Source organism: Bacillus aerius (assembly GCF_029894105.1).
Classification (GTDB): Bacteria; Bacillota; Bacilli; order Bacillales; family Bacillaceae; genus Bacillus; species Bacillus altitudinis.
On the sequence record NZ_JARYHO010000001.1, the window covers coordinates 745,889 to 766,881 of the forward strand.

At 42.3% G+C, this 20,993-nt stretch carries 18 protein-coding genes; 13 read left to right on the forward strand and 5 right to left on the reverse strand.

Going from position 1 to position 20,993, the window contains the following annotated elements; translation table 11 throughout:
• The first annotated feature begins 162 nt into the window (after nt 1–162).
• The 7 genes from M2353_RS03790 to M2353_RS03820 all read left to right on the forward strand — a co-directional run bounded on the left by M2353_RS03790 (nt 163) and on the right by M2353_RS03820 (nt 8,593).
• On the forward strand, nt 163–1,821 hold the full coding sequence (locus M2353_RS03790; RefSeq protein WP_008341763.1) for a pyridoxal phosphate-dependent decarboxylase family protein: 1,659 nt from the start codon (nt 163–165) through the stop codon (nt 1,819–1,821).
• A 31-nt stretch (nt 1,822–1,852) separates the two neighbouring features.
• The gene (locus M2353_RS03795) at nt 1,853–3,577 is read left to right on the forward strand and encodes a methyl-accepting chemotaxis protein (RefSeq protein ID WP_024720238.1); all 1,725 of its coding nucleotides are present in this window, start codon (nt 1,853–1,855) and stop codon (nt 3,575–3,577) included.
• Between the two features lie 82 nt (nt 3,578–3,659).
• Nucleotides 3,660–4,046, forward strand: coding sequence for a DnaJ family domain-containing protein (locus M2353_RS03800; protein WP_041506607.1), 387 nt, complete (start codon nt 3,660–3,662; stop codon nt 4,044–4,046).
• A gap of 162 nt (nt 4,047–4,208) precedes the next feature.
• Nucleotides 4,209–5,642, forward strand: coding sequence for a PTS system trehalose-specific EIIBC component (treP, locus tag M2353_RS03805; protein WP_284724977.1), 1,434 nt, complete (start codon nt 4,209–4,211; stop codon nt 5,640–5,642).
• Nucleotides 5,643–5,657: 15 nt separating this feature from the next.
• A complete protein-coding gene (gene treC / locus M2353_RS03810; RefSeq protein WP_284724978.1) occupies nt 5,658–7,358 on the forward strand; it encodes an alpha,alpha-phosphotrehalase in 1,701 nt (566 codons plus the stop codon).
• A 19-nt stretch (nt 7,359–7,377) separates the two neighbouring features.
• A complete protein-coding gene (gene treR / locus M2353_RS03815; RefSeq protein WP_284724979.1) occupies nt 7,378–8,094 on the forward strand; it encodes a trehalose operon repressor in 717 nt (238 codons plus the stop codon).
• 64 nt (nt 8,095–8,158) lie between these two features.
• Nucleotides 8,159–8,593: a terpene synthase gene (locus M2353_RS03820; RefSeq protein WP_284724980.1), complete on the forward strand. Its 435-nt coding sequence runs from the start codon at nt 8,159–8,161 to the stop codon at nt 8,591–8,593.
• Nucleotides 8,594–8,806: 213 nt separating this feature from the next.
• Here M2353_RS03820 and M2353_RS03825 read toward each other — a convergent pair whose 3' ends face one another.
• Nucleotides 8,807–13,087 (reverse strand): multifunctional 2',3'-cyclic-nucleotide 2'-phosphodiesterase/3'-nucleotidase/5'-nucleotidase, encoded by a 4,281-nt coding sequence (locus tag M2353_RS03825; RefSeq protein WP_284724981.1) that lies wholly within the window; start codon nt 13,085–13,087, stop codon nt 8,807–8,809.
• A gap of 254 nt (nt 13,088–13,341) precedes the next feature.
• Here M2353_RS03825 and M2353_RS03830 point away from each other — a divergent pair, with 254 nt between their 5' ends.
• Entirely contained in the window at nt 13,342–13,860 is a 519-nt protein-coding gene (locus M2353_RS03830) for a type 1 glutamine amidotransferase domain-containing protein (RefSeq protein WP_041090693.1), read from the forward strand.
• 107 nt (nt 13,861–13,967) lie between these two features.
• On the opposite strand, the gene M2353_RS03835 is transcribed toward M2353_RS03830, so the two are convergent.
• Nucleotides 13,968–14,183 carry a DUF1128 domain-containing protein gene (locus M2353_RS03835; protein ID WP_008341757.1) on the reverse strand — a complete coding sequence of 72 codons (216 nt, stop codon included), beginning with the start codon at nt 14,181–14,183 and terminating at the stop codon, nt 13,968–13,970.
• Between the two features lie 75 nt (nt 14,184–14,258).
• Nucleotides 14,259–15,614, reverse strand: a complete 1,356-nt coding sequence (locus M2353_RS03840) for an alanine/glycine:cation symporter family protein (RefSeq protein ID WP_284724982.1) — start codon at nt 15,612–15,614, stop codon at nt 14,259–14,261.
• A gap of 174 nt (nt 15,615–15,788) precedes the next feature.
• Here M2353_RS03840 and M2353_RS03845 point away from each other — a divergent pair, with 174 nt between their 5' ends.
• From M2353_RS03845 to M2353_RS03855, 3 genes are read left to right on the forward strand one after another with little or no spacing between them, the layout of a single operon-like run.
• Nucleotides 15,789–16,259, forward strand: a complete 471-nt coding sequence (locus M2353_RS03845) for a low molecular weight protein-tyrosine-phosphatase (RefSeq protein ID WP_045034476.1) — start codon at nt 15,789–15,791, stop codon at nt 16,257–16,259.
• Nucleotides 16,260–16,279: 20 nt separating this feature from the next.
• The gene (locus M2353_RS03850; RefSeq protein ID WP_284724983.1) at nt 16,280–16,612 is read left to right on the forward strand and encodes a hypothetical protein; all 333 of its coding nucleotides are present in this window, start codon (nt 16,280–16,282) and stop codon (nt 16,610–16,612) included.
• Between the two features lie 18 nt (nt 16,613–16,630).
• On the forward strand, nt 16,631–17,449 hold the full coding sequence (locus M2353_RS03855) for a YihY/virulence factor BrkB family protein (protein ID WP_008341753.1): 819 nt from the start codon (nt 16,631–16,633) through the stop codon (nt 17,447–17,449).
• Nucleotides 17,450–17,656: 207 nt separating this feature from the next.
• Here the strand turns inward: M2353_RS03855 and M2353_RS03860 are convergent, their stop codons facing one another.
• Both M2353_RS03860 and M2353_RS03865 read right to left on the reverse strand, forming a co-directional pair.
• The gene (locus tag M2353_RS03860) at nt 17,657–18,166 is read right to left on the reverse strand and encodes a GNAT family N-acetyltransferase (protein WP_284724984.1); all 510 of its coding nucleotides are present in this window, start codon (nt 18,164–18,166) and stop codon (nt 17,657–17,659) included.
• 14 nt (nt 18,167–18,180) lie between these two features.
• Nucleotides 18,181–19,344 carry an MFS transporter gene (locus M2353_RS03865; protein ID WP_284724985.1) on the reverse strand — a complete coding sequence of 388 codons (1,164 nt, stop codon included), beginning with the start codon at nt 19,342–19,344 and terminating at the stop codon, nt 18,181–18,183.
• Nucleotides 19,345–19,419: 75 nt separating this feature from the next.
• Here M2353_RS03865 and M2353_RS03870 point away from each other — a divergent pair, with 75 nt between their 5' ends.
• Together M2353_RS03870 and cax are read left to right on the forward strand one after the other, a co-directional pair.
• Entirely contained in the window at nt 19,420–19,797 is a 378-nt protein-coding gene (locus M2353_RS03870) for an OsmC family protein (RefSeq protein ID WP_024720244.1), read from the forward strand.
• 65 nt (nt 19,798–19,862) lie between these two features.
• Complete coding sequence (gene cax / locus M2353_RS03875) at nt 19,863–20,930, forward strand: calcium/proton exchanger (protein ID WP_060832170.1); 1,068 nt, start codon at nt 19,863–19,865, stop codon at nt 20,928–20,930.
• The last annotated feature ends 63 nt before the right edge of the window (nt 20,931–20,993 follow it).

A 20,993-nucleotide genomic window follows, 5' to 3' on the forward strand; every position in this document is an offset into this window, starting at 1 on the left:
AAACATAAAGGTTTTGATGTGCAGTGTAAGGGTTTTATTCGTTTTGATGAGCGAACAAATTATCTAAATATACTTAAGCGAACAGTTCGACACTATAAACTTTTGAAACGGGGTCGATATAGACAGTGACAGGAAATCTTCCATTGAAAGGATTGATAGTATATGACTGTACGAGCACAGAACCTCGTTCAGAACTGGTTTCCGAGTGAGGACGGAAATGCAGAAGAGCGGAAAGAACTCATTAAATTAATGGAACAGATCATTTCAGGGGTCGATGACCTGAAGGATCCGAACCGTGCTCACCTAAAAGGTGAAAAGAATCGTGAGGAGGACTTTTACAAAAAGCTCACTGAAACAAGTCAAATTCCGATGAACGGACAACAAGCGGAACTTGTGAATGAAGAATTACTGAAGCTTTTACATAATCATCCATACCACACGAAGTATTTCTTCACGAACATTTTGCCAATGGCAAGTACACCAGGAATTCTAGGCATGCTGACGGCTATGCTGGTTAACGGAAACAACCTATGGGATGTGTATGGACCAGCAGGCGCAGAAGCTGAGGTCAGAGTGGTCTCAATGATGTCTAAGCTCATCGGATATGATCCAAATGTGAGCGGGGGCTACACAACATGGGGAGGTCAAGGGGCTATTTTCTCGGGGCTTCGTTTAGCAATTTCGAAAGTTGCACCGGAGTCATTACGAAAAGGTGTCCCGCAAAATCTTTATGCGTTTTGTTCTGATGCAGCACATTACAGCTTATTTAAGTCAATGGAAGCAACAGGGCTTGGCACAGACAACTTAATCAGAATTAAGACGAATAAAGATCATTCGATGGATATGGAAGATTTGCGTTGTCAAATGGAACGTGTTGCCCAAAATGGCGGAATTCCCGTTTATATTGTGGCAACAACCGGAACAACAGATGCCATTGCAATTGATGATGTAAAAGGGGTACGTGAAACGGCAGAAGCCATTGCTGAGGAGTATGGTCTCAAGGTGCCGCATATTCATGCAGATTCGGCGCTTGGTGGATTCTTTGCTTTCTTTAATGAGTATGATGTATCTGAAAACCCGCTGCAATTCTCAGACGGTGTTCTTCGTATGCTAAAAGAAATCAAAGCGAAATTCCAGCATCTTTCTCTTGCTGACACGATGTGCTTTGACTTTCAAAAGCTCGGCCAAACGCCGTACACATCTAGTTTATTCTTGGTGAAAAACGCTGCTGACTTAAAGCGCTTGGACCTAGAAGAACAAGAAACACCATACGTTGGACATAGAGGATACGGGGAATACCATACCGGTTATACACTGGAATGCTCAAGAATGGGAAGCTCCATCAGCATGCTAAGTGTGCTGTTAACGTTTGGAATTGAAGGATACCAGCGCTTGCTCGGTCAATTTTTAGAGGTGAACCTTGCATTTAGAGAAGCACTTCGTCAGGAAATTCCACAAGCAGAAGTCGTCAATGATGACAATGTCGGAATGGCTACATTGTTTAGAATTTACCTAGACGGCTCTCCTCGTTTTAAGGAAGAAGTGTCTGGAGAAGCAACTGCTATGGAAATTGAGCGCAACAATGATTTGAACAAAATCCTCTTTGAAAAGCTTGGAGAGAAAAGAGACGAAATGTTCTTTGGCGATACAACGAAGTTTTTACAAGTCAATGCCAAAGAAGGTCAAGAATTCTATCTAAGTGTGAGTAAATTTTTTGTGATTTCACCTTATACGTTACCGGAGCATATCCCTCATATCGTATCTTATTTAAAAGATGTCATTGCATCTGTTTGTGGACAATTTGAAAGTGTAGAGGCTTAAATTAAAATTGAGAGTGGAGATGTAGAAAAAAATGGCGAAACAAAGGAAGTTTGGAGGACTTACGATATCCTCCAAAATCATGTCAGTCGTTGTCGTAACATTACTCGCAACCGTTGCATTATTCGTTCTAACATTTTATTTAGTCAGCCAGGATTTATCTTCCCAATTATTAAAGCAATTTGATTATCGATTAACAACAGATATTGATACAGCGAAAAAAGAAATCGATAATATGGATGGAAATGTCCTTAGCATTAGCGGGAAGGATGATCCTATTTATGTGGAGATCAAAAAGAAATTCACAGAACTGAAAGAAGATCATACGCTTGAGAACTTATACGTGTTATCAAATAAGGGCGGCAAAGAAAGAATCATCGTACTAACAGGGGAAGACAATGATTTTGATCAAGATTATGTCTTTTCAGATGAAATGAAACAAGCTCTTTCTGAAGATAAAATGGTCAAAAGTGACATTTACGTTGATTCGTATGGGACTCATAAATCCGTCTTTTTACCAATTAAAGATTCAGGCGGTGAACTCACGGGGATTTTAGGAATTGACTTAGATGCGTCTGTTGTTCCAGCAACAACGAAAAAGCTGACAATTTATATCACAGTAGCATCTGCGATTGTGCTCATCGGTGGATTACTCTTTTCATTCTTCATGGGAAGAAGAATTGCAAAACCAGCACGTTCATTAATGGAATCAGCAGATCGAATTGCAGATGGTGATTTAACTGGCATGGTAGAAGTTCAAAGTAAAGATGAGATCGGTCAATTAGCAGCTTCCTTCCAGAAAATGCAGGGACGGATCAAAGAGCTTATTGGAAAGATCTCAAACTCATCAAGTGAAGTGTCGAAAATGTCTTCACAGCTTCGCACAGTGACAACAGAATCTAGTCAAAGTGCACAACAAGTGTCAGAAGCGATGACGAATATGAGTGAAGGAATCAATGATTCAGTCGCAAACATTACAGACTGCACAACATCTGTTGCGGAAATCGATACTCAAATCGAAGGCGTGACAAAAGAAGTGGATGAAATGAAATCTGTTTCATCAGAAGTACAAGAGCAGTCAGAATCTGGTCAAAAATTGGTGCAGCATGTGCTTGAACATCTCAACATGTTACACGACATGATGACAAGCTCAAAGCAGGCGGCAGAAGAATTGCAATCACATTCAACAGAAATTGAAAGTGTCATCTCCATTATTACGGACATTTCAGCGCAAACGAATCTGCTTGCACTGAATGCTTCTATTGAAGCAGCACGTGTAGGAGAAGAAGGAAAAGGATTTGCTGTTGTGGCTGATGAAGTCCGTAAGTTAGCTGAACAGTCAGCTGATGCAGCTAAAACGGTCTCAGACTTAGTCATTGGCACACAGGAAAATAGTCAGCGTGTCCTTGAAAGCGTGGAGGAAAGCAGTAAAGCAGTGGAAGAAGGCCGTGAGCAAATGAAAGGCACCTCGCAGAACTTCGCAGGTATTTATGATGGAGTGTCTCAATTTGCAAGCAGAACGAACAATTTGCTTCAATCTATTAAGCAGGTAGAACGCGCTTATCAAACAATTTCTACATCGATTGAACAAATTTCGGTCGTGTCAGAAGAACATGCGGCAAGCTCTCAAGAAGTAGCGGCAGCAACAGAACAACAAAGTGCTGGCATGCAGCAAATTTCAAGTGCCATTGAACAGCTCTCTGACATGTCAGAGGACTTGGCACAAATGGTATCTACTTTTAAAATCGACAAAAAATAACGAGAAAGCTGGCTCTTGTGAGAGAGTCAGCTTTTTTGCTATGCTTAACCAAAATATCAGACGATCTGAAAGGAGACGTGTCATGGATTTTGCGCAGAGATTGTCAGAAGAACGGATCAAAAAGGCGATGGACCATGGAGCTTTTGAAGGACTAGCAGGTTTTGGGAAACCTCTGCCAAAGGATGATGCTGCTCATGTACCTGAAGAACTGAGGATGGGCTATCGAATCATGAAAAATGCTGGCTTTGCCGGGGAAGAAACAGCTTTGAAAAAAGAACTAATGACGGTCAAAGAGTTACTGAAAACGAGTATAGATGGAGAAGAAAGAAAAAAACTCTCTATCGTATGTGAGGAAAAACAAAAACGCCTCGATGAACTCACATCCAAGCGCCAAACATTTGCTCGTCCAGCCTCCTCCTTTTATAAGAATAGGGTCTACGAAAAACTAACGGAGCATAAAAAAAGATGATGACACGCTGCCTCTCTGAGCACATTGAGGGAGCTTTTTTTATGAAAGCGCTACATTTTCTTGTTGACTACATGTATATACAAATATAAAATATGAAGTAAACATGTATATACAAGTTTTGATTCTTTTTTCTTATAAAAAAACGATCTCGGAGGGGATAGCATGGCTGATTATCAGGCAGCGGCAGATCAGATTGTGAAAGCCATTGGCGGCAAAGAAAACATTGATCAAGCCACACATTGTGTGACAAGACTTCGTTTTGTGCTAAAAGATGAAGGTAAGGTGGATGAGAAAGCACTAGAACAAATTGATGAAGTGAAGGGATCTTTCTCAGCGAATGGCCAATACCAAGTGGTCATTGGTCAAGGAGTGGTGAATCGGGTTTATGCCGAAATGGTCAAACAGACGGGAATCGGCGAAGCGACAAAAGAGGACGTCAAGCGTGCCTCTGATCAGAAATTAAACCCACTTCAGCGTGCGGTGAAAACGCTTGCAGATATCTTCATTCCAATCCTTCCAGCTATCGTGACAGCCGGTTTATTGATGGGGATTAATAATATTTTAACAGCTCCTGATATTTTCTTTGATCAAAAATCCATTGTGGATGTGTATCCGGCATGGGCGGATTTAGCAAATATGATCAACTTGATTGCAGGTACTGCCTTTACCTTTTTGCCAGCATTAATCGGCTGGTCGGCTGTCAAGCGGTTTGGAGGAAATCCGCTTTTAGGGATGGTCCTCGGACTGATGCTTGTACATCCAGATCTGTTGAATGCGTGGGGGTATGGAGCGGCGGAAAAGACAGGTGACATTCCTGTCTGGAATTTGTTTGGACTTGAAGTACAAAAGGTAGGTTACCAAGGACAGGTTCTTCCGATACTCGTTGCCTCCTATTTACTCGCAAAGCTCGAATTATTTATAACAAAAAGGACACCTGAAAGTATTCAGCTGTTAGTTGTTGCACCAATTACATTACTACTCATTGGATTTTTATCATTTATCGTCATTGGTCCCGTTACATTTGCGATCGGAAACGTTTTAACATCTGGACTCGTCACCGTATTTCAGCAATTCGCAGCACTTGGCGGCCTTTTATATGGCGGATTATATGCAGCGTTAGTCATTACAGGCATGCACCATACGTTCCTAGCAGTCGATATTCAGCTGATTAACTCAAAACTGCACGGCACGTTCCTATGGCCAATGCTCGCCCTGTCTAATATTGCTCAAGGATCAGCGGCACTTGCGATGATGTTTATCTTAAAAGATGAAAAGCAAAAAGGGCTCTCGCTGACATCAAGTATTTCTGCTTACTTGGGCATTACTGAACCGGCGATGTTTGGGGTGAACTTGCGCTATAGATTCCCGTTTATTTTTGCCCTGATCAGTTCGGGGATAGCTGGTATGTTTATTGCCTCACAAGGGGTACTGGCAAGTTCAGTCGGCGTTGGAGGCATTCCAGGAATCTTCTCGATCATTCCGAAATATTGGGGTGCATTTGCCATCGGAATGGTGATTGTGCTGATCGTCCCATTCATTGGTACCCTTTTATATGCAAAACTTAAAAAGAAGGATGTATCACAAGAACTTAACTAGTGGTGGTGAAGGAAATTGAATCAACAAACAAACGAACCGTGGTGGAAAAAAGCCGTGGTCTATCAAATCTATCCGAAGAGCTTTTTAGACACAACAGGCTCTGGTACAGGTGATATCAATGGCGTGACGAAAAAGCTCGACTATATTAAAGAGCTAGGGGCGGATTGTATTTGGCTGACTCCAATGTATGAGTCACCACAGCATGACAACGGTTATGATATTAGTGATTATACAAAAATCCATGACATGTACGGCACAATGGCCGATTTTGAGCACATGCTGAAAGAAGCACATGAACGAGGGATTCGTGTCATCATGGATCTCGCTGTGAACCATACATCTATTTTCCATGAGTGGTTTCAAGCCTCCCGAGAGTCGAAGGAAAACCCGTATCGAGACTATTATATTTGGAAGGAGCCGAAAGCGGACGGCTCTCCTCCGAATGACTGGCAGTCAAAGTTTGGCGGGCCAGCGTGGGAATTAGATGAAGCGACAGGTGACTATTATCTTCATTTATATGATGTTACCCAGGCAGACCTCAATTGGGAACATGATGAAGTGCGCAGGAAAGTATATGCCATCATGCACTTTTGGTTTGAAAAAGGGATCGATGGATTCAGATTGGATGTCATCAATAACATTTCAAAGGATCAACGCTTTTTAGATGATGCCGGGCAATCAGTGCAAGGTGACGGGCGTATGTACTATACAGATGGGCCGAGAATTCATGAATTCTTGCATGAAATGAACCAGGAAGTGTTTTCGAAATACGATAGCATGACCGTGGGGGAAATGTCTTCAACGAATATTGCAGACTGCATTCGGTATACAAGACCTGATCGGCAGGAGCTGGATATGACGTTTAATTTTCATCATTTAAAAGTTGACTATCCTAACGGTGAAAAGTGGGCCATTGCGCCATTTGATTTTCTAGAGTTGAAATCAATTCTGTCAGAATGGCAGACGAAAATGCATGAGGGCGGCGGCTGGAACGCACTATTTTGGTGCAACCATGATCAGCCACGCATCGTGTCTAGATACGGTGATGATGGCACGTACCATCAGCAATCAGCGAAGATGCTGGCGACCACCATTCATTTGATGCAAGGCACTCCTTATATTTATCAAGGTGAAGAAATTGGGATGAAGAATCCTCGTTTTGAGGACATTTCGTCATACCGCGATATCGAATCACTGAATATGTACGAAGTCATGCTTGAAAAAGGGAAAACAAAGGAAGAAGCTTTGGCGATTTTACAGGTCAAATCAAGAGATAACGCAAGGACACCTATGCAATGGACGTCGGAAAAAAATGTGGGGTTCTCAAAAGGTACGCCTTGGATTGAACCAGCTCAAAACGGCATTTCAGTAGAAGCTGCCTTAAAAGATGAGAAGTCGATTTTTTATCATTATCAAGCCCTTTGCAGGCTTCGTAAGGAACTTGATGTAATCACCTATGGAAGCTTTACTTTATTGCTGGCAGATGATCCAAAGGTGTTTGCGTATGTACGGGAAGGCAAAGATGAGAAGATTCTCGTGATCAACCATTTTTATGCAGGCGAGACGGACTTTACACTTCCAGATGAGCTTGCAAAGGATGTCAATGAAATGGAAGGGCAAGTCCTGCTGTCCAATTATGAGGATATGCCGGCAGATATCAAGGGATTTACGTTGCGCCCATATGAGTCAATCGTTTATCATTTAACCAAACGCTAGTAAATGGGGCGGAGGGAAAATGAAAGAGAATAAGTTTCGAGTGATTTATGATCAGCTCGCTAGACGAATTGAACAAGGTGAATGGCAGGATAAAGGCATCCTCCCATCAGAACATGAGCTATCTGTCATGTATGACACATCCCGTGAGACGGTGAGAAAGGCATTAAACATCCTTGTGCAAAATGGCTATATCCAAAAAATTCGTGGGAAAGGCTCAGTATTGCTGAATCGAGAGAAAATGCAGTTCCCAGTTTCGGGTCTTGTCAGCTTTAAAGAGCTTTCCAAAACGCTTGGGCGAAAGACGGTAACAACGGTTCATGAGTTCGGTTTAATCAAGCCAGATCAGTATATTCAGTCTCAGCTGAAAATCAGTGGGCAGGAGGACGTTTGGGAAGTCATTCGCTCTCGCAATATTAGCGGAGAAGAAGTCATTTTAGACAAAGATTACTTCTTGCAAAAACATGTGCCGTTCTTGTCTAAGGACATTTGTGAAGGATCGATCTATGAGTATATTGAAGGAGAACTTGGGGTCTCGATTAGTTATGCTCAAAAAGAATTTGTGGTCGAGCCATGTACTGAAGAAGATGAGAGGTATCTCGATTTGAACGGGTTTGATCATGTGGTGGTGGTGAAGAATTATGTGTTCTTGGAGGATACGAGTCTATTCCAATACACCGAAAGCCGCCACCGGCTAGATCGTTTCAGATTCGTGGATTTTGCTAGAAGAGAGAAGTAGACAGGGCCGAGGCTCTGTCTATTTCAGGTTTTAGGGAAACAAGAGCAACATTTTAGGAGGACAAATGATCAGACTGAATAGACCATTAAAATTAAGAGATGTAGAAATTTTTAGCGTGATGAAAGATCAGAGGATTTTATGTTATGTCATCATTGAAGACACGCGAAAACCGTTTACGGAAGAAGATAGAAAATTAGAGCCATTATGTTATATGGATGAAGAAGACATTCAAGCGATTTTGAATGTGTTTCATATTTCAATTATCAGTGATGAAACATTAAATGAAGAAGATTTAACCCTTGTGCAATCGTACTTTGCTGAATTTGTGAATAACACGAACTTAACGAATTTCATTACGAGAGAATATGTTCAAAAGGATTTATATGCCGTTGATGATGAAGATGATATCACGTTCTTTAATAGAATGCTGCGTCATATAGGGTCAGATGATGTGAAAGAATTTGATGACCGTAATTGGATGTATTTATCCCAAGATTGATAGTGAGATGGAAAAAGGACAGAGCCGAAGCTCTGTCCTCAGCGTGTAGACAAACCCTCGCATTCGGTGTCAGTCCTGCGTGCTGGTGCTCACGAATGTCAAATTCGCTCCGCTCCGGTGCTCGACTTTCCTAGACTGCAAAGGTTTTCTATCACGCTGAAAAGAAGACAAAGGGCTAAAATCAAGTCCATTTTAGCCCTCTGTCCTTTTCTTTTAAGATGATACTTTGTTTCTTGTACGCTTGCGCTGGTAGTAATAAAGGATACCGCCTGAGGCGAGCATGAGCAAGCCAATTAATACCGCTGTATACATCATCGTTGCGGTATTCGGTAGTGTGCCGCCTGGCATGCCGCTTCCATCCTGACTTGGATCCGAACCGCCTGGAGCAGAAGTTCCACCGTCTCCGCCATTTTGGTCTGGAGCTGTTCCAGCAGCTTCACTTTGATTGAGTACGGTGTATTCACTAAAGTGCTCCGTTTTACCTGAGACAATCCCGTTTTCGAATGAACCGTTACTTGTTTTGGCATAGCGGTTTTTCTCACGATCGACATAATAGACACCTGGTTTTTTCGCTTTTTCAGGCGCATCTAATGTAAAGAACAGTGTGACGGGATCTTTAAAGGTAGACACATTTTTCTGATCTTGTTTGATTTGGAAATCGTATGTGTCGGTTAATGCGTTTTTCACCTTATTTGTTTTTGCCATCGATATATCTGCATGTTGCTCTGACAAATTGGAGAGCGGTAATGCTAGACCGACTTTGTCATGATAGATGGTGACGTTTGGATCTTGCTCTCGTTTCTTCAGTTCAGCTACTTGCCCTTTTGATAGAGACAATTGAACCTTTTTCGCTTCGGTTGCTTTGTCTAAATAGAGCAATGCTTTGTTCGTATGCTGCACATACGTTTGGAATTTCTCATCATCTTGAATGTCATAGGTGCCTTTTCCTTTCAAGCGAGGAAGGAATACTTCTTTCACTCGATGGTCGATGACTGGAGAAATATGACCGTCTGCCTGTTCAATTTGCTCTTTGAAAATTTCATAGTCAACATAGCCTAAGTCTTCACCATGAGACGCTTCTGTAAAGACGCTGTAGCCATCACCGCCTGTGCCGACAAATGCGTTAGTCGCCACGCGGTATGTTTTCTGATCATCAATGTCAGTCAGATTACCCTTTTGATCTTTCAATTTGACATCAATCAGTCTACTGCCAGCTGGTTTACTCAGTGTAAACGTATATTCAATACCGGCTACATGAGGGAATGCGCCTCCGCCTTCTTCAATGCCTGAAAGACCTTGTTCAAGCGCTTTTTTAATTTGACTGCCTTTTAAATCTGCGACATATAGTGTGTTTCCAAAAGGCATCACGGTTAAAATATCCCCTAATGTGATATCTCCTTTTTCAATGCTGCCTCGAATACCGCCGCCGTTTGTAATGGCAAGGTCAGCCCCAGCAGATTCTTGTGCTTTCTTTAACATGCCATCTGCAATAAAGTTTCCAAGGTTCGTTTCCTTTGCACGGACGTGTTCACGCTGTCCATCTAAGAAGACATCTGACGTCCCGACTTTTTCGGTTTTTAAATCTTGGATATCTGCCTTGTACTGATCAAGAATCGCTTTTGCGTCCGCATCTTCTTTCACAGAGTCGTCGATCGTGATGAGGTCAAAAGTAGATTCTTTTGGCTGTACGACGCCTTTTTTGTCAAAGGCCACGTCTACTTTTCCTAAAAATTGTCCGTAGTCTTTTACTTGCGCAACAATCGTTGGTTCTTTTTTATTGATGACCTTTAATTTTTCAACAAGGGTGTGGGTATGACCACCAATGATGAGATCAATGCCATCTACTTTTTGAGCCAATTCTAGATCACGGTTATAGCCAATATGTGTGAGCGCAATAATTTTATTGATTTTTTCTTCAGTTTGAATGGTTTTGACTGTTTCTTTTGCTTTTTTGTATGCATCTTGAAATTGAATGTTTGGACCACTGCTGGATGTAATGGCTGTGTCTTCAGTGGTTAGACCGAATACAGCGACCTTTTCACCATTTATATCAAGCAGAATGTAAGGGTAAATGCCAGCTTCTTTTTTCTCACCAGCTTTAAATGTTGCTGGTTTTTTCACTAAGTCGCTTAACTGTTTTTCCTTAGAGACATTCACGTTTGATGACACGATCGGGAAGTTCGGTTTTTCAAACTGATGACGGTTTTGAGCATCTACACTGGATGCATCACCTGTCAGGAATTGACGAAGGACAGATGGACCTTTGTCAAATTCATGATTCCCAAACGTCATGGCATCGTATTTCATTAAGTTCATCAGTTTCAGATCGGCAAGTCCTTGCCATTTTGTGAAATAGAGATCACCAGAGAAGACATCTCCAGCGTCTAATAAAATATTGTTTTCGCTTTGGGCGCGAACTTCTTTGATCTTGGTTGCGCGTCTTGCTGCATCATCCAGATGGGCATGTGTATCGTTTGTATGCATCACCGTTAAATGCCAATTGTCTGTTGCAGGTGGTTCTGTTGTACCATCATCTTTAAACGCTAGCTTGTACACGCCAAGTCCGTCTGTGCTGGCATTCCGAATAAAGTCGACGCTGCTTGATTTCTCTGCGAACGGTTTTGCAAGTAGAGAGGATTCAAAGGTGACGGTTGCGCCTTTTACTGGTGCAATGGACCAGTTTTGATCTGCGCTTGGGTTAATGGTTTTTTGTTCAATAATATAATCCATCAGCACTTGGCGGTTCTCATCTGCTGAGGCAAGCACGACTTTATCTTGTGTGAGGTGCGGGAAGCCTCCGCCGCCAGATGCACGGTAGTTGTTTGTCACGACTAAAAATTCTTGATTGTCAGAAACGGGTTTTCCGTTGTAAGACAAGTTTTTGATGCGGTTCGCACTAGCGTTAACAAGTGTGCCCGTTGTGCTGTATTTAGCAGGCTGTGTGACATCTACTTGGTACGTCACACCATCGATCACATCAAAATTATATGAGCGGTATTCTTCGTTTAAAATAGGCTGTTCATTTGAAGTATTTGGTTTAATTTGGTTAAACTGACCAGCAGACATTTCAAGCCAGTCTTTTACTTCACTGCCTTTTAGTTTTACAATCTGTACGGTGTTATCGTAAAGATAGAGATCGCCGATGTTTTTAATCGCTAAATCACCTTTTGCGATATTTGTATAATAGTTCACACCATTGCGTCCGCCGGCTTTAAATGGCGCACCCGCAGAGAGTATCGGCAAGTTTTTGTACGAAGTATCTTTCATTTTTTCTTGTGCATACCATTTCTGGGCATCTGTCACGATTTGAATAGAAGGGTCATCCATCACTTGAGCGAAAAAGCTGTTAATGTCTGCTTCTGTTTTTCCAACTGGCTTTCTGACATAATCCAGGGTGTTTTGGTGAGTTGTTTGAATGGCATTTTTCACTGTACTGTTTTGAGATGTCACCCCGGCAACGGATTCGATTTTGCCTGTTCCATCTGTGACTTTCCAGTTGCTGCCGTCTGGTTCTAGCGTTAAATCAATGACCCCGAGGTAGCTTCCCCAGTTTTTTGACATGACGACAGGAATGCCATTAATGGTTCCCTTCGCGACATCAAATTTGTCTACGCCGCTATATTCAGCGCTTGGGAATGTGCCATGCTGGTGGCCAGACACAATCGCATCAATGCCCTTTGTTTTCGTGGCAAGGTCAAAGATCATATTTTCTGATCCTTTAGGTGAAGCTGTTTTTTCAATTCCTGTATGAGCAAGAGCGACGATGACATCTGCGCCTTTTGCTTTCATTTCTGGAATGGTTTCATTGGCAGACTCCACAATATCTTGCACTTGAACTTGTCCATCTAAATGTTTCTTATCCCACGTCATAATTTGTGGTGGTACGAATCCTATGTAACCGACTTTCACAGTTTGGGAGGCTCCGTTTGCATCTTTAAAGGTTTTATCCTGAATGACATAAGGAGTAAATCGGTGTTCTCCGTTTAACTTTTTGACGTTCGCATTGACAATCGGGAAGTTGGCGCCCGCAATGGTACCGTCAAGAAAAGATAAACCGTAGTTAAATTCATGATTGCCGAGTGTACCTGCATCATATTTTAATTTGTTGAGTGTATGAATAATGGGGTGAACCTTTGTTTGATTGATGATGCTGTCTTTTTCATTTTTATAAACGTATTCTCCAAGAGGGGTTCCTTGAATCAGGTCTCCGTTATCAACAAGGAGTGTATTGGGATTTTGTGAACGGTGCTTGTCAATCAGCTCGGCTGTTTTTGCCAAACCGAATTCATTTGTGTCTTTGTCGCTGTAGTAATCATAATTCATCATGTTCGCATGAACATCCGTTGTGGCTAAGATACTGACCTTTACGGCGCTGCCGCTTTCTGTTTCTGCATGAGTAGGTACTGCTGGGAGAATGAGACTAATCAACATCATGGAAGTGAGCAGAATAGACAGGTTTTTCCTTCGTTTAGACCTATGTGCTTGCTTCTTCACCTGATCTCCGCCTTTCTAATTTTTTTGACCACAATACCTATTGTAGAAATGTTTCGTTAACTTTTGTAGTTATTTTTTGCAGATTATTGTAAAGATAACATAAATCATACGAATTACCTTGTTAAGGGAATGTGAATGAGTCTAAATGCTTATTTTTCTGAAAGGGGGTTTTCTCATAGGGATAGGATGTTTGATTTCAATTGGCGGGGGTATAGTGTGTAGTGTAAACGATAATCAAGCAGGAGGGTTTCTACATGGGTAAGAAAATTGCAGTTGTCCTAACAGATTACTTTGAGGATGTTGAATTCACCGAGCCTGCAAAAGCCTTTAAAGACGCAGGCCATGAGATCACAGTGATTGAAAACGAAAAAGGAAAAACAGTGAAAGGAAAGCAAGGAGAGGCAGAAGTAAGAGTCGATGCGTCTATCGATAACGTGAAACCAGAAGACTTCGATGCACTTCTGATTCCTGGCGGCTTCTCACCAGACATTCTGCGTGCGGATGATCGCTATGTGCAATTCACAAAAGCCTTTATGGACGAGAAAAAACCAGTATTTGCGATCTGTCATGGACCGCAATTGCTTATTACAGCGAAGACGCTGGAAGGAAGAGGCGCAACCGGCTATACATCCATTCAAGTAGATATGGAAAACGCAGGCGCCACATTCAAAGATGAAGAAGTCGTCGTTTGTCAGGATCAGCTTGTCACAAGCCGTACACCTGATGACATTCCAGCATTTAACCGTGAATCATTAAAACTGCTCGCAAAATAAGTAGTTTTGACAGGATAAACAAAGCCAGCACCTTGCGAGGTGCTGGCTTTTTCTGTGCATGGATGTAAGAAAGCGGCGTCAACCGAAATTCAGTATCAGGTGCACGATTATTTTCTTAAGCTTTTCAGCTCGCTTGCAATGGCTTGCATTTCACTTGGGCTGAATGAAGATTTTTTCATCACCATTTGGTGAAGAAATTCAATATCTTCATACTTATCTGGACTGAAGTCTTCGGCTTTGATGACTCCAATATTCAGCATATTGAGCTTTTGCGAAATGTCTTCAATCAGCTGATTGACTTCAGCCGCTTTTTGCTGTGACAAGGGCGGCACGTCCTTTCCTGCATGTGTCGAATAATATGTCTATTTTAACAGAAAAGCAAAAGAATAAAAGGGCTATTATGACGACACTGAAATGTTTTTTTCCTTTTTCTCCTCTTTGATCTTATCAATGATTCGTTTGGATTCAAACACCACAACACCTGATAAACCGATGAGGCCAATTAAGTTTGGAATGGCCATCAGTCCATTGAGCATATCTGCTACGCCCCAGACGAAGTCATTCTTAAACACGGCACCGAAAAAGACAGCTATCACAAACACGATACGGTAATACATGACGTACGAATCCTTCGCCAAATATGTAAAGCATTTCTCTCCATAATAGGACCAGCCAATGATGGTTGAATAGGCAAACAGGAGCAGCCCGATTGCCACGATGATTGAGCCAGCTGGACCGAGGAAGTGAGCAAAGGATAACGAAGTCAGCGCATCACTTTTTTCTGTTAAATACATATCTGCCATGACAATCGTAATGCCAGTGATAGAACAAACAATGATGGTGTCAATAAACACTTGCGTCATAGAGACGAGAGCTTGACGGGCAGGCATATCCGTTTTCGCAGCTGCAGCAGCAATTGGTGCTGATCCAAGACCTGCTTCATTGGAAAAGACTCCTCGTGCGACACCCCAGCGAATAACGGTTCCAATCGCACCACCTGCTACGGCTTGACCTGTAAAGGCATCTGAAAAAATCAGCCCAACTGCGCCTGGAACAAGATCAGCATTCATGACAAGAATGATCAGACCACAAATGACGTAAAATAAAGCCATGACTGGTACAAAAATAGATGTCACTCGGCCGATACTTTTAATTCCGCCTAAAATCACGAGCGCCGTAAAGGCGGTAATGATGATACCTGTTACCCATGTTGGAATTTGAAAAGTAGAATTCATGACGCCTGAGATGGAATTAGACTGTACCAGGTTGCCAATCCCAAAGGCAGCACTGGCACCGAAAACAGCAAATAGCACCCCTAGCCATTTCTGCTTTAAACCATGCTCTAAATAATACATAGGTCCGCCAGACATTTCGCCTTTTTCGTTTTTGACCCTGTATTTTACAGCCAGAACAGCTTCTGCAAACTTGGTGGCCATCCCGAAAAATGCAGCAAACCACATCCAAAATACTGCACCAGGACCACCTGCAATGACAGCTGAGGCAACACCGACGATATTCCCTGTACCGACAGTTGCAGCAAGAGCCGTCATTAATGCTTGGAAATGGGAGATATCTCCCTCTGATGTTTTGTCTTGTTTTGAAAAAGCGAGCTTTAAAGAATAAGGAAGTAATCTAATTTGAATGAAGAGGATGCGAAAGGTGAGGTAGATTCCAGTACCAACAATTAAAATCAACAGGGGAGGCCCCCACAAAAAATTGTTCATCGTCGTGACAAACTGCTCAATGATTCCCATCTAATGTCCCCCTTTGTTTGTGTAATTCTCCTAAAGTTTCTCCTTTTTTTGTGTATTTTGTCAATGGCGATGGGAGTTTTTCTTGCAAAGTTTCCAAAAGAAAAAGGGCTTGATATGATAGAGAAAAGGTTTTCCAAAGGGATTCTTAGGGAAAAGATAGGAGGAGAATGAAGGATGATTCATGTATTATTTGTGTGCCTCGGCAATATTTGCAGGTCACCGATGGCAGAGGCGATGTTTAGAAAACGAGTCGAAGACGAAGGGCTGAGTGAACACTTTGTGATTGATTCAGCAGGCATTGGCGGCTGGCATCAAGGCAGTCCTCCGCATGAAGGAACACGAAAGCTGCTTGATGAAAAGGGCATCAGCTATGAAGGAATGACTGCAAGACAAATCATGGATAAGGATATCACCACATACGACTATATCATTGCGATGGATGCTGAAAATGTAGGCGCTCTCCGCAGTATAGCCGGCTATGGAAAACATCACTTTATTGGCCGTCTTCTTGACTTTGTAGAAGACGACGATCGAGACGATGTGCCAGATCCTTATTACACTGGGAATTTTGAGGAAGTACATGATTTAATCGAAACAGGAATTGATCGTTTTTTGACGTATGTAAAAAAAGAGAAACACCTTTAACTGAAAGGAGATCAGATGAGATGGAAGAGAACAATCAAATCGTGCTTCGGGGAGCTGTTATAGGCGCAGCCTGCGGCATATTGCTGACATTATTTCATCGCCCAACAAGGATTGCATTAAAAGAAAAATGGAATGACTGCCAGCAAAAGCTGGATGAATACCGCCTGGAGCCTGGCAGGATGTCTGCTTGCGTGAAGGAAAAAATGGAAGAAACGAAGCAATTGATGAGAACGGTCTCAGATGATTTGTCTTTTCTGAATGAACAGGTGAATCAGTTAAAGGAAACAACACCAAAGGTATTAGAGATTATTGAAGAAACAAAGGATCACTTTCAAAAGAAACAGAAAGATTGATCATTGGAGATGAGGCGTATGGGTTTTGTTAAAGCGTTAATTGGACGCTTTTTGCTGCATGAAGGACCGGCAAAATCAGCTGAACTTGCGTATTTCTTTTTGCTTTCATTATTTCCGTTTCTCATCTTCGTGCTGACACTTGTTGGTTATTTGCCGCTGACATCAAAGGATGTTCTAAGCGTCATTTCTGGTTATGCGCCAGAGGGAGCGCTTTCGATGATTGAATCCATTGCCGAAGAGACGCTGAATAACCGTAACGGCGGATTGTTGTCATTCGGGATTATTGCGGCACTCTGGTCTGCATCAAACGGCATTAATGCGGTGGTCAGAGCATTTAACCACGCTTACGAAGTTGAGGAAAATCGTTCCTTCATTCTCGTACGTTTAACATCGATCATCTTAACCATTGCGATGGTGCTTACGATTATTTTTGCCTTGATGCTGCCTGTCTTTGGAAAAGAACTTGGCTTATTCGTTGCCAAATTAGTAGGACAGTCAGATGCGTTTCTCACCATTTGGACCGCCATGAGATGGATTATTAGTCCACTGATTTTACTGATTGTTTTTACATCCCTATATTATTTTGCCCCTAACATCAGGCTGAAATTGAAATTTGTGCTGCCAGGCGCCATATTTGCATCTGTTGGCTGGATTCTCGTCAGCATGCTATTCTCATTTTACGTAGGCGAATTTGCCAACTATAGTGCGATGTACGGAAGCATTGGGGGAATTATTATATTAATGATCTGGTTTTATTTAACCGGCATTATGATCATCCTCGGCGGCGAGCTCAATGCGCTTTTACATAAGCGTAAAATCGTACCAGGCAAGGTGTGAAGAAATACGGGCATCCTAAAGAAGAACGAACATGTTCAATCTTGACGGATGGGGGAATAACGAATGTCTAAACAATCGAAAAAAGGCGGAAGCAACACAAAACAAAACAAAGGCCATCAGCCAAAGCACAAAACAAGTGGAAGTGCGAATGGGCAAAATGGGTATCACTAGATGAAAAAACTCCTCTGCATAGGTGCAGGGGAGTTTTTAATGATTCAATTTCCGTATATAACGCTTCAGGAGAAAAGCTGCTTCAGGCTTTGGCTGATAGTTTGGATCGAGCTGAAAGCCTGCTTTCATCGCAACACGTTCACTTCTGACATGCCCAACAGGACAAAAGATTTCAAATCCATCGACTTCAGGAGCAAAAGTATCTGTCATCCATTTCACTGTTTTGGTCACAATACCTTGCCCCTGTGCATCTTCACCAATCCAATACCCAATATTGCCTATCGGATTCTGAAACGTCATGCGGAATACACCGATTAATTGATCGTTTAATACGATACCCGCTTCTATATCTTTTTTTTCAGCATAGGCAGTGCGGGCAGATTGAATAAATGATTGAACATCTTCTATGCGATGACAGTGATTCACCCATGGTAGCCACTCTCCCAAGTGATCTTTATTCTGCTGGATAAGTGCAAATAATGCCTCTGCATCGGTTACATGTAAACACGCCAATTTTAAGTCATCTGAAATGTTAAATGTAAACAAAATAGATCCTCCATTTAGTTACTTTCAACCACTGCCAGCGTCTTCCCAAATCGAACACAACAAAATACAAATAAAATCACAATGCTGACAAGGTAAAGTAAATTCATGCCCTCGAACGTCTGCACAAAGAATCCGCCAAGAACCGGACCGAGAATACTTCCTGCACTAAACGCCATCCCGCACATTAAGTTTCCAGCAGGCAGCAGATGCTTTGGCAATAAGTCCGTCATATAACTGATGCCAAGTGAGAAGGTCGAACCTACAGCCATACCGGCGATAAAGAAACAGATCGCAACAGCCAAAACGGACTGAATGAAAATCCCTGCTAAAAGGAAAAAGCATGAACCGACGAGTGTCACAACTAAAATCATGCGTCGTCTGCCGAAACGGTCACTCAGCATCCCGAGAGGAAGCTGAAAAACAATACTCCCAATCGCAAACGCAGGTAAAATAAACGCAACAGCATCTATCGTCACCCCGCTTCTCAGCGCATACACAGGGAAGTTACTATTGAGTGTCGTTTCTAAAAAGCCGTAGCAAAACGGCATCATAAACGCTACCCAGCCAAATTGGAACGCCTTCTTGAAGCGCTTCAAACTATTTGTCTGCTCTGACGTCTGCATTTCACCTGTATCAGGATATGTATTTTTTAAAACAAACACAAGCAGCCAAATACACAAACTAACTGCACCAGACACAATAAACGGCAAGGATGGATTGATTTCAATGAGTGGTGTTAAAAAAGGGCCAGCGGCAAAACCGAGTCCAAAGGATAACCCATACAATGAAATATTTCGCCCGCGATTTCTAGATGATGAGGCATAGGTTACCCACGTCTGTGTGGAGAAATGAAGCATATGATCACCGATGCCAATCATCAGCCGCAAGAAGAACCAGACGACATAAGATTCAATAAAGACAAAGCTAAACAAACTTAAAAAGACAGCAGCGCCCCCAATGACGATCAATGGCTTAAATCCGAAGCGGCGAAGCGGGGCTTCCATAAAAGGAGACGCAAGCAGCACGCCGAGATATAAGCCGGTGGCATGCAGTCCGTTTAACGTCGGGGAAGTGCCGGCATGTTCGAAAATAATCGAAATAACTGGCAGTAACGCTCCCTGCGAAAAACCAGATACGGATACAAGTAAAATTAAAATCATAAAATGAATTCTCGACATAAGAAGCTCCTTACAAGTTCATGCTTTCATCGTACAATGGAACCATAGGGGTTTCAATAGAAAGGTGGAAAAGGAATGAAGCTGATATACGAAAATGATCGGTGGGTCGCAAATGCTGATCAAAGGCAGCTGTCTATTTCGGGAAATAAAGAAGCGGGATACAGGCCGTATCAATTGTTCACCTCGGCTATTGCGGGCTGTTTTGGAGAAATGGTCATTCATGTATGCCGGAAAAAACGAATATCCTATCAAGGACTGACCATTACGCCTGAAACGACAAGAGAAGGAACTGTAAACAAAATCACTCATATTCATTTACATATGATCTTTGAAAGCATCAGCACCTCTGATGAACAGCTGGAAAAAGTAATGAAACTTGCGTTGAAGCATTGCTCCATGGTGCAATCCGTGAAAGGAACGATTGATATCACCCTTTCACACGAACGAATCTAAATGTATATGATGCCGGCACTCACGAAAGAATAACAGTCAGATATGATGTAAAGGAGATTGGCTGTATGAATCGTTTGTTTCTTGTGATTGTCGCAATTGGTGTTCCATTATCTGTAATTGGCAGTTTTCTTCATTTCCCGCAGGCTGTCATGTTTGCCGTCTATTGTATCGCCATCATCGGTCTTGCAAGTTTTATGGGAAGAGCGACAGAGAGTCTTGCCATTATAGCGGGACCAAGAATTGGCGGGCTGTTAAATGCTACTTTTGGGAATGCAGTGGAATTAATTATTTCATTTTTTGCATTAAAACAAGGACTCACCGCCATTGTCCTTGCTTCACTCACTGGCTCAGTGATCGGCAATTTACTGCTTGTGGCTGGACTGTCTTTTTTCGTTGGCGGATTGAAATTTAAACGACAAGAGTTCAATGTCCACGATGCAAGGCATAACTCTGGGCTGCTTATGTTTGCGATTATTGTGGCATTTGTCATTCCAGAAGTCTTTTCCATAGGGATGGCAGAAGATCGTCAATTTGTTTTAAGTATTGGCATTAGCATTGTGATGATTTTGCTTTATGTCGCAGCACTCTATTTCAAACTGGTGAGCCACAGAGGTGTTTATGTTGCCAAGCAGGAAATTGCGGAAGGGGAAGCAGCGACGGAAGAAGAAACACCAGAATGGTCTGGGAAGTTTGCCACGGCGATTTTACTCCTTGCGACAATTGCTGTGGCGTATATTTCAGAGCGGCTCGTCCATACATTTGACACAGTCGGAGAACAGTTTGGCTGGAGTGAACTGTTTATCGGGGTCATCATTGTTGCGATTGTCGGTAATGCAGCAGAACACGCTTCTGCTGTCATTATGGCGTATAAAAACAAAATGGATGTCGCGGTCGAAATTGCTTTCGGTTCTACGCTTCAAGTCGCCATGATGGTCGCACCGATCCTTGTGATCAGCTCTCTGTTTTTTGAAAAGCAAATGCCACTGATCTTCTCATTACCAGAGCTCATTGCCATGGCATCCTCTGTTTTACTAACGGTCATCCTTTCAAATGATGGGGATACGAACTGGTTTGAAGGTGCTACATTGCTCGCTGCCTATTTCATTATGGCGATTGGATTTTTCCTTTTATAATCTTTTGTGGATAAGGGACGTCTTTCGGGAAAATACTATGGAAAAATGAATGAGAAAGAGTGA

What these genes read in the sequence shown, in the direction of transcription:
- M2353_RS03800 (WP_041506607.1), top strand. Translation starts at nt 3,660, where the DNA reads ATGGATTTTGCGCAGAGATTGTCAGAAGAACGGATCAAAAAGGCGATG.
- M2353_RS03865 (WP_284724985.1), bottom strand. Translation starts at nt 19,344, where the DNA reads ATGTCGAGAATTCATTTTATGATTTTAATTTTACTTGTATCCGTATCT.
- treR (WP_284724979.1), top strand. Translation starts at nt 7,378, where the DNA reads ATGAAAGAGAATAAGTTTCGAGTGATTTATGATCAGCTCGCTAGACGA.
- treP (WP_284724977.1), top strand. Translation starts at nt 4,209, where the DNA reads ATGGCTGATTATCAGGCAGCGGCAGATCAGATTGTGAAAGCCATTGGC.
- M2353_RS03820 (WP_284724980.1), top strand. Translation starts at nt 8,159, where the DNA reads ATGATCAGACTGAATAGACCATTAAAATTAAGAGATGTAGAAATTTTT.
- M2353_RS03790 (WP_008341763.1), top strand. Translation starts at nt 163, where the DNA reads ATGACTGTACGAGCACAGAACCTCGTTCAGAACTGGTTTCCGAGTGAG.
- M2353_RS03830 (WP_041090693.1), top strand. Translation starts at nt 13,342, where the DNA reads ATGGGTAAGAAAATTGCAGTTGTCCTAACAGATTACTTTGAGGATGTT.
- M2353_RS03795 (WP_024720238.1), top strand. Translation starts at nt 1,853, where the DNA reads ATGGCGAAACAAAGGAAGTTTGGAGGACTTACGATATCCTCCAAAATC.
- M2353_RS03850 (WP_284724983.1), top strand. Translation starts at nt 16,280, where the DNA reads ATGGAAGAGAACAATCAAATCGTGCTTCGGGGAGCTGTTATAGGCGCA.
- cax (WP_060832170.1), top strand. Translation starts at nt 19,863, where the DNA reads ATGAATCGTTTGTTTCTTGTGATTGTCGCAATTGGTGTTCCATTATCT.
- M2353_RS03855 (WP_008341753.1), top strand. Translation starts at nt 16,631, where the DNA reads ATGGGTTTTGTTAAAGCGTTAATTGGACGCTTTTTGCTGCATGAAGGA.
- M2353_RS03840 (WP_284724982.1), bottom strand. Translation starts at nt 15,614, where the DNA reads ATGGGAATCATTGAGCAGTTTGTCACGACGATGAACAATTTTTTGTGG.
- M2353_RS03845 (WP_045034476.1), top strand. Translation starts at nt 15,789, where the DNA reads ATGATTCATGTATTATTTGTGTGCCTCGGCAATATTTGCAGGTCACCG.
- M2353_RS03870 (WP_024720244.1), top strand. Translation starts at nt 19,420, where the DNA reads ATGAAGCTGATATACGAAAATGATCGGTGGGTCGCAAATGCTGATCAA.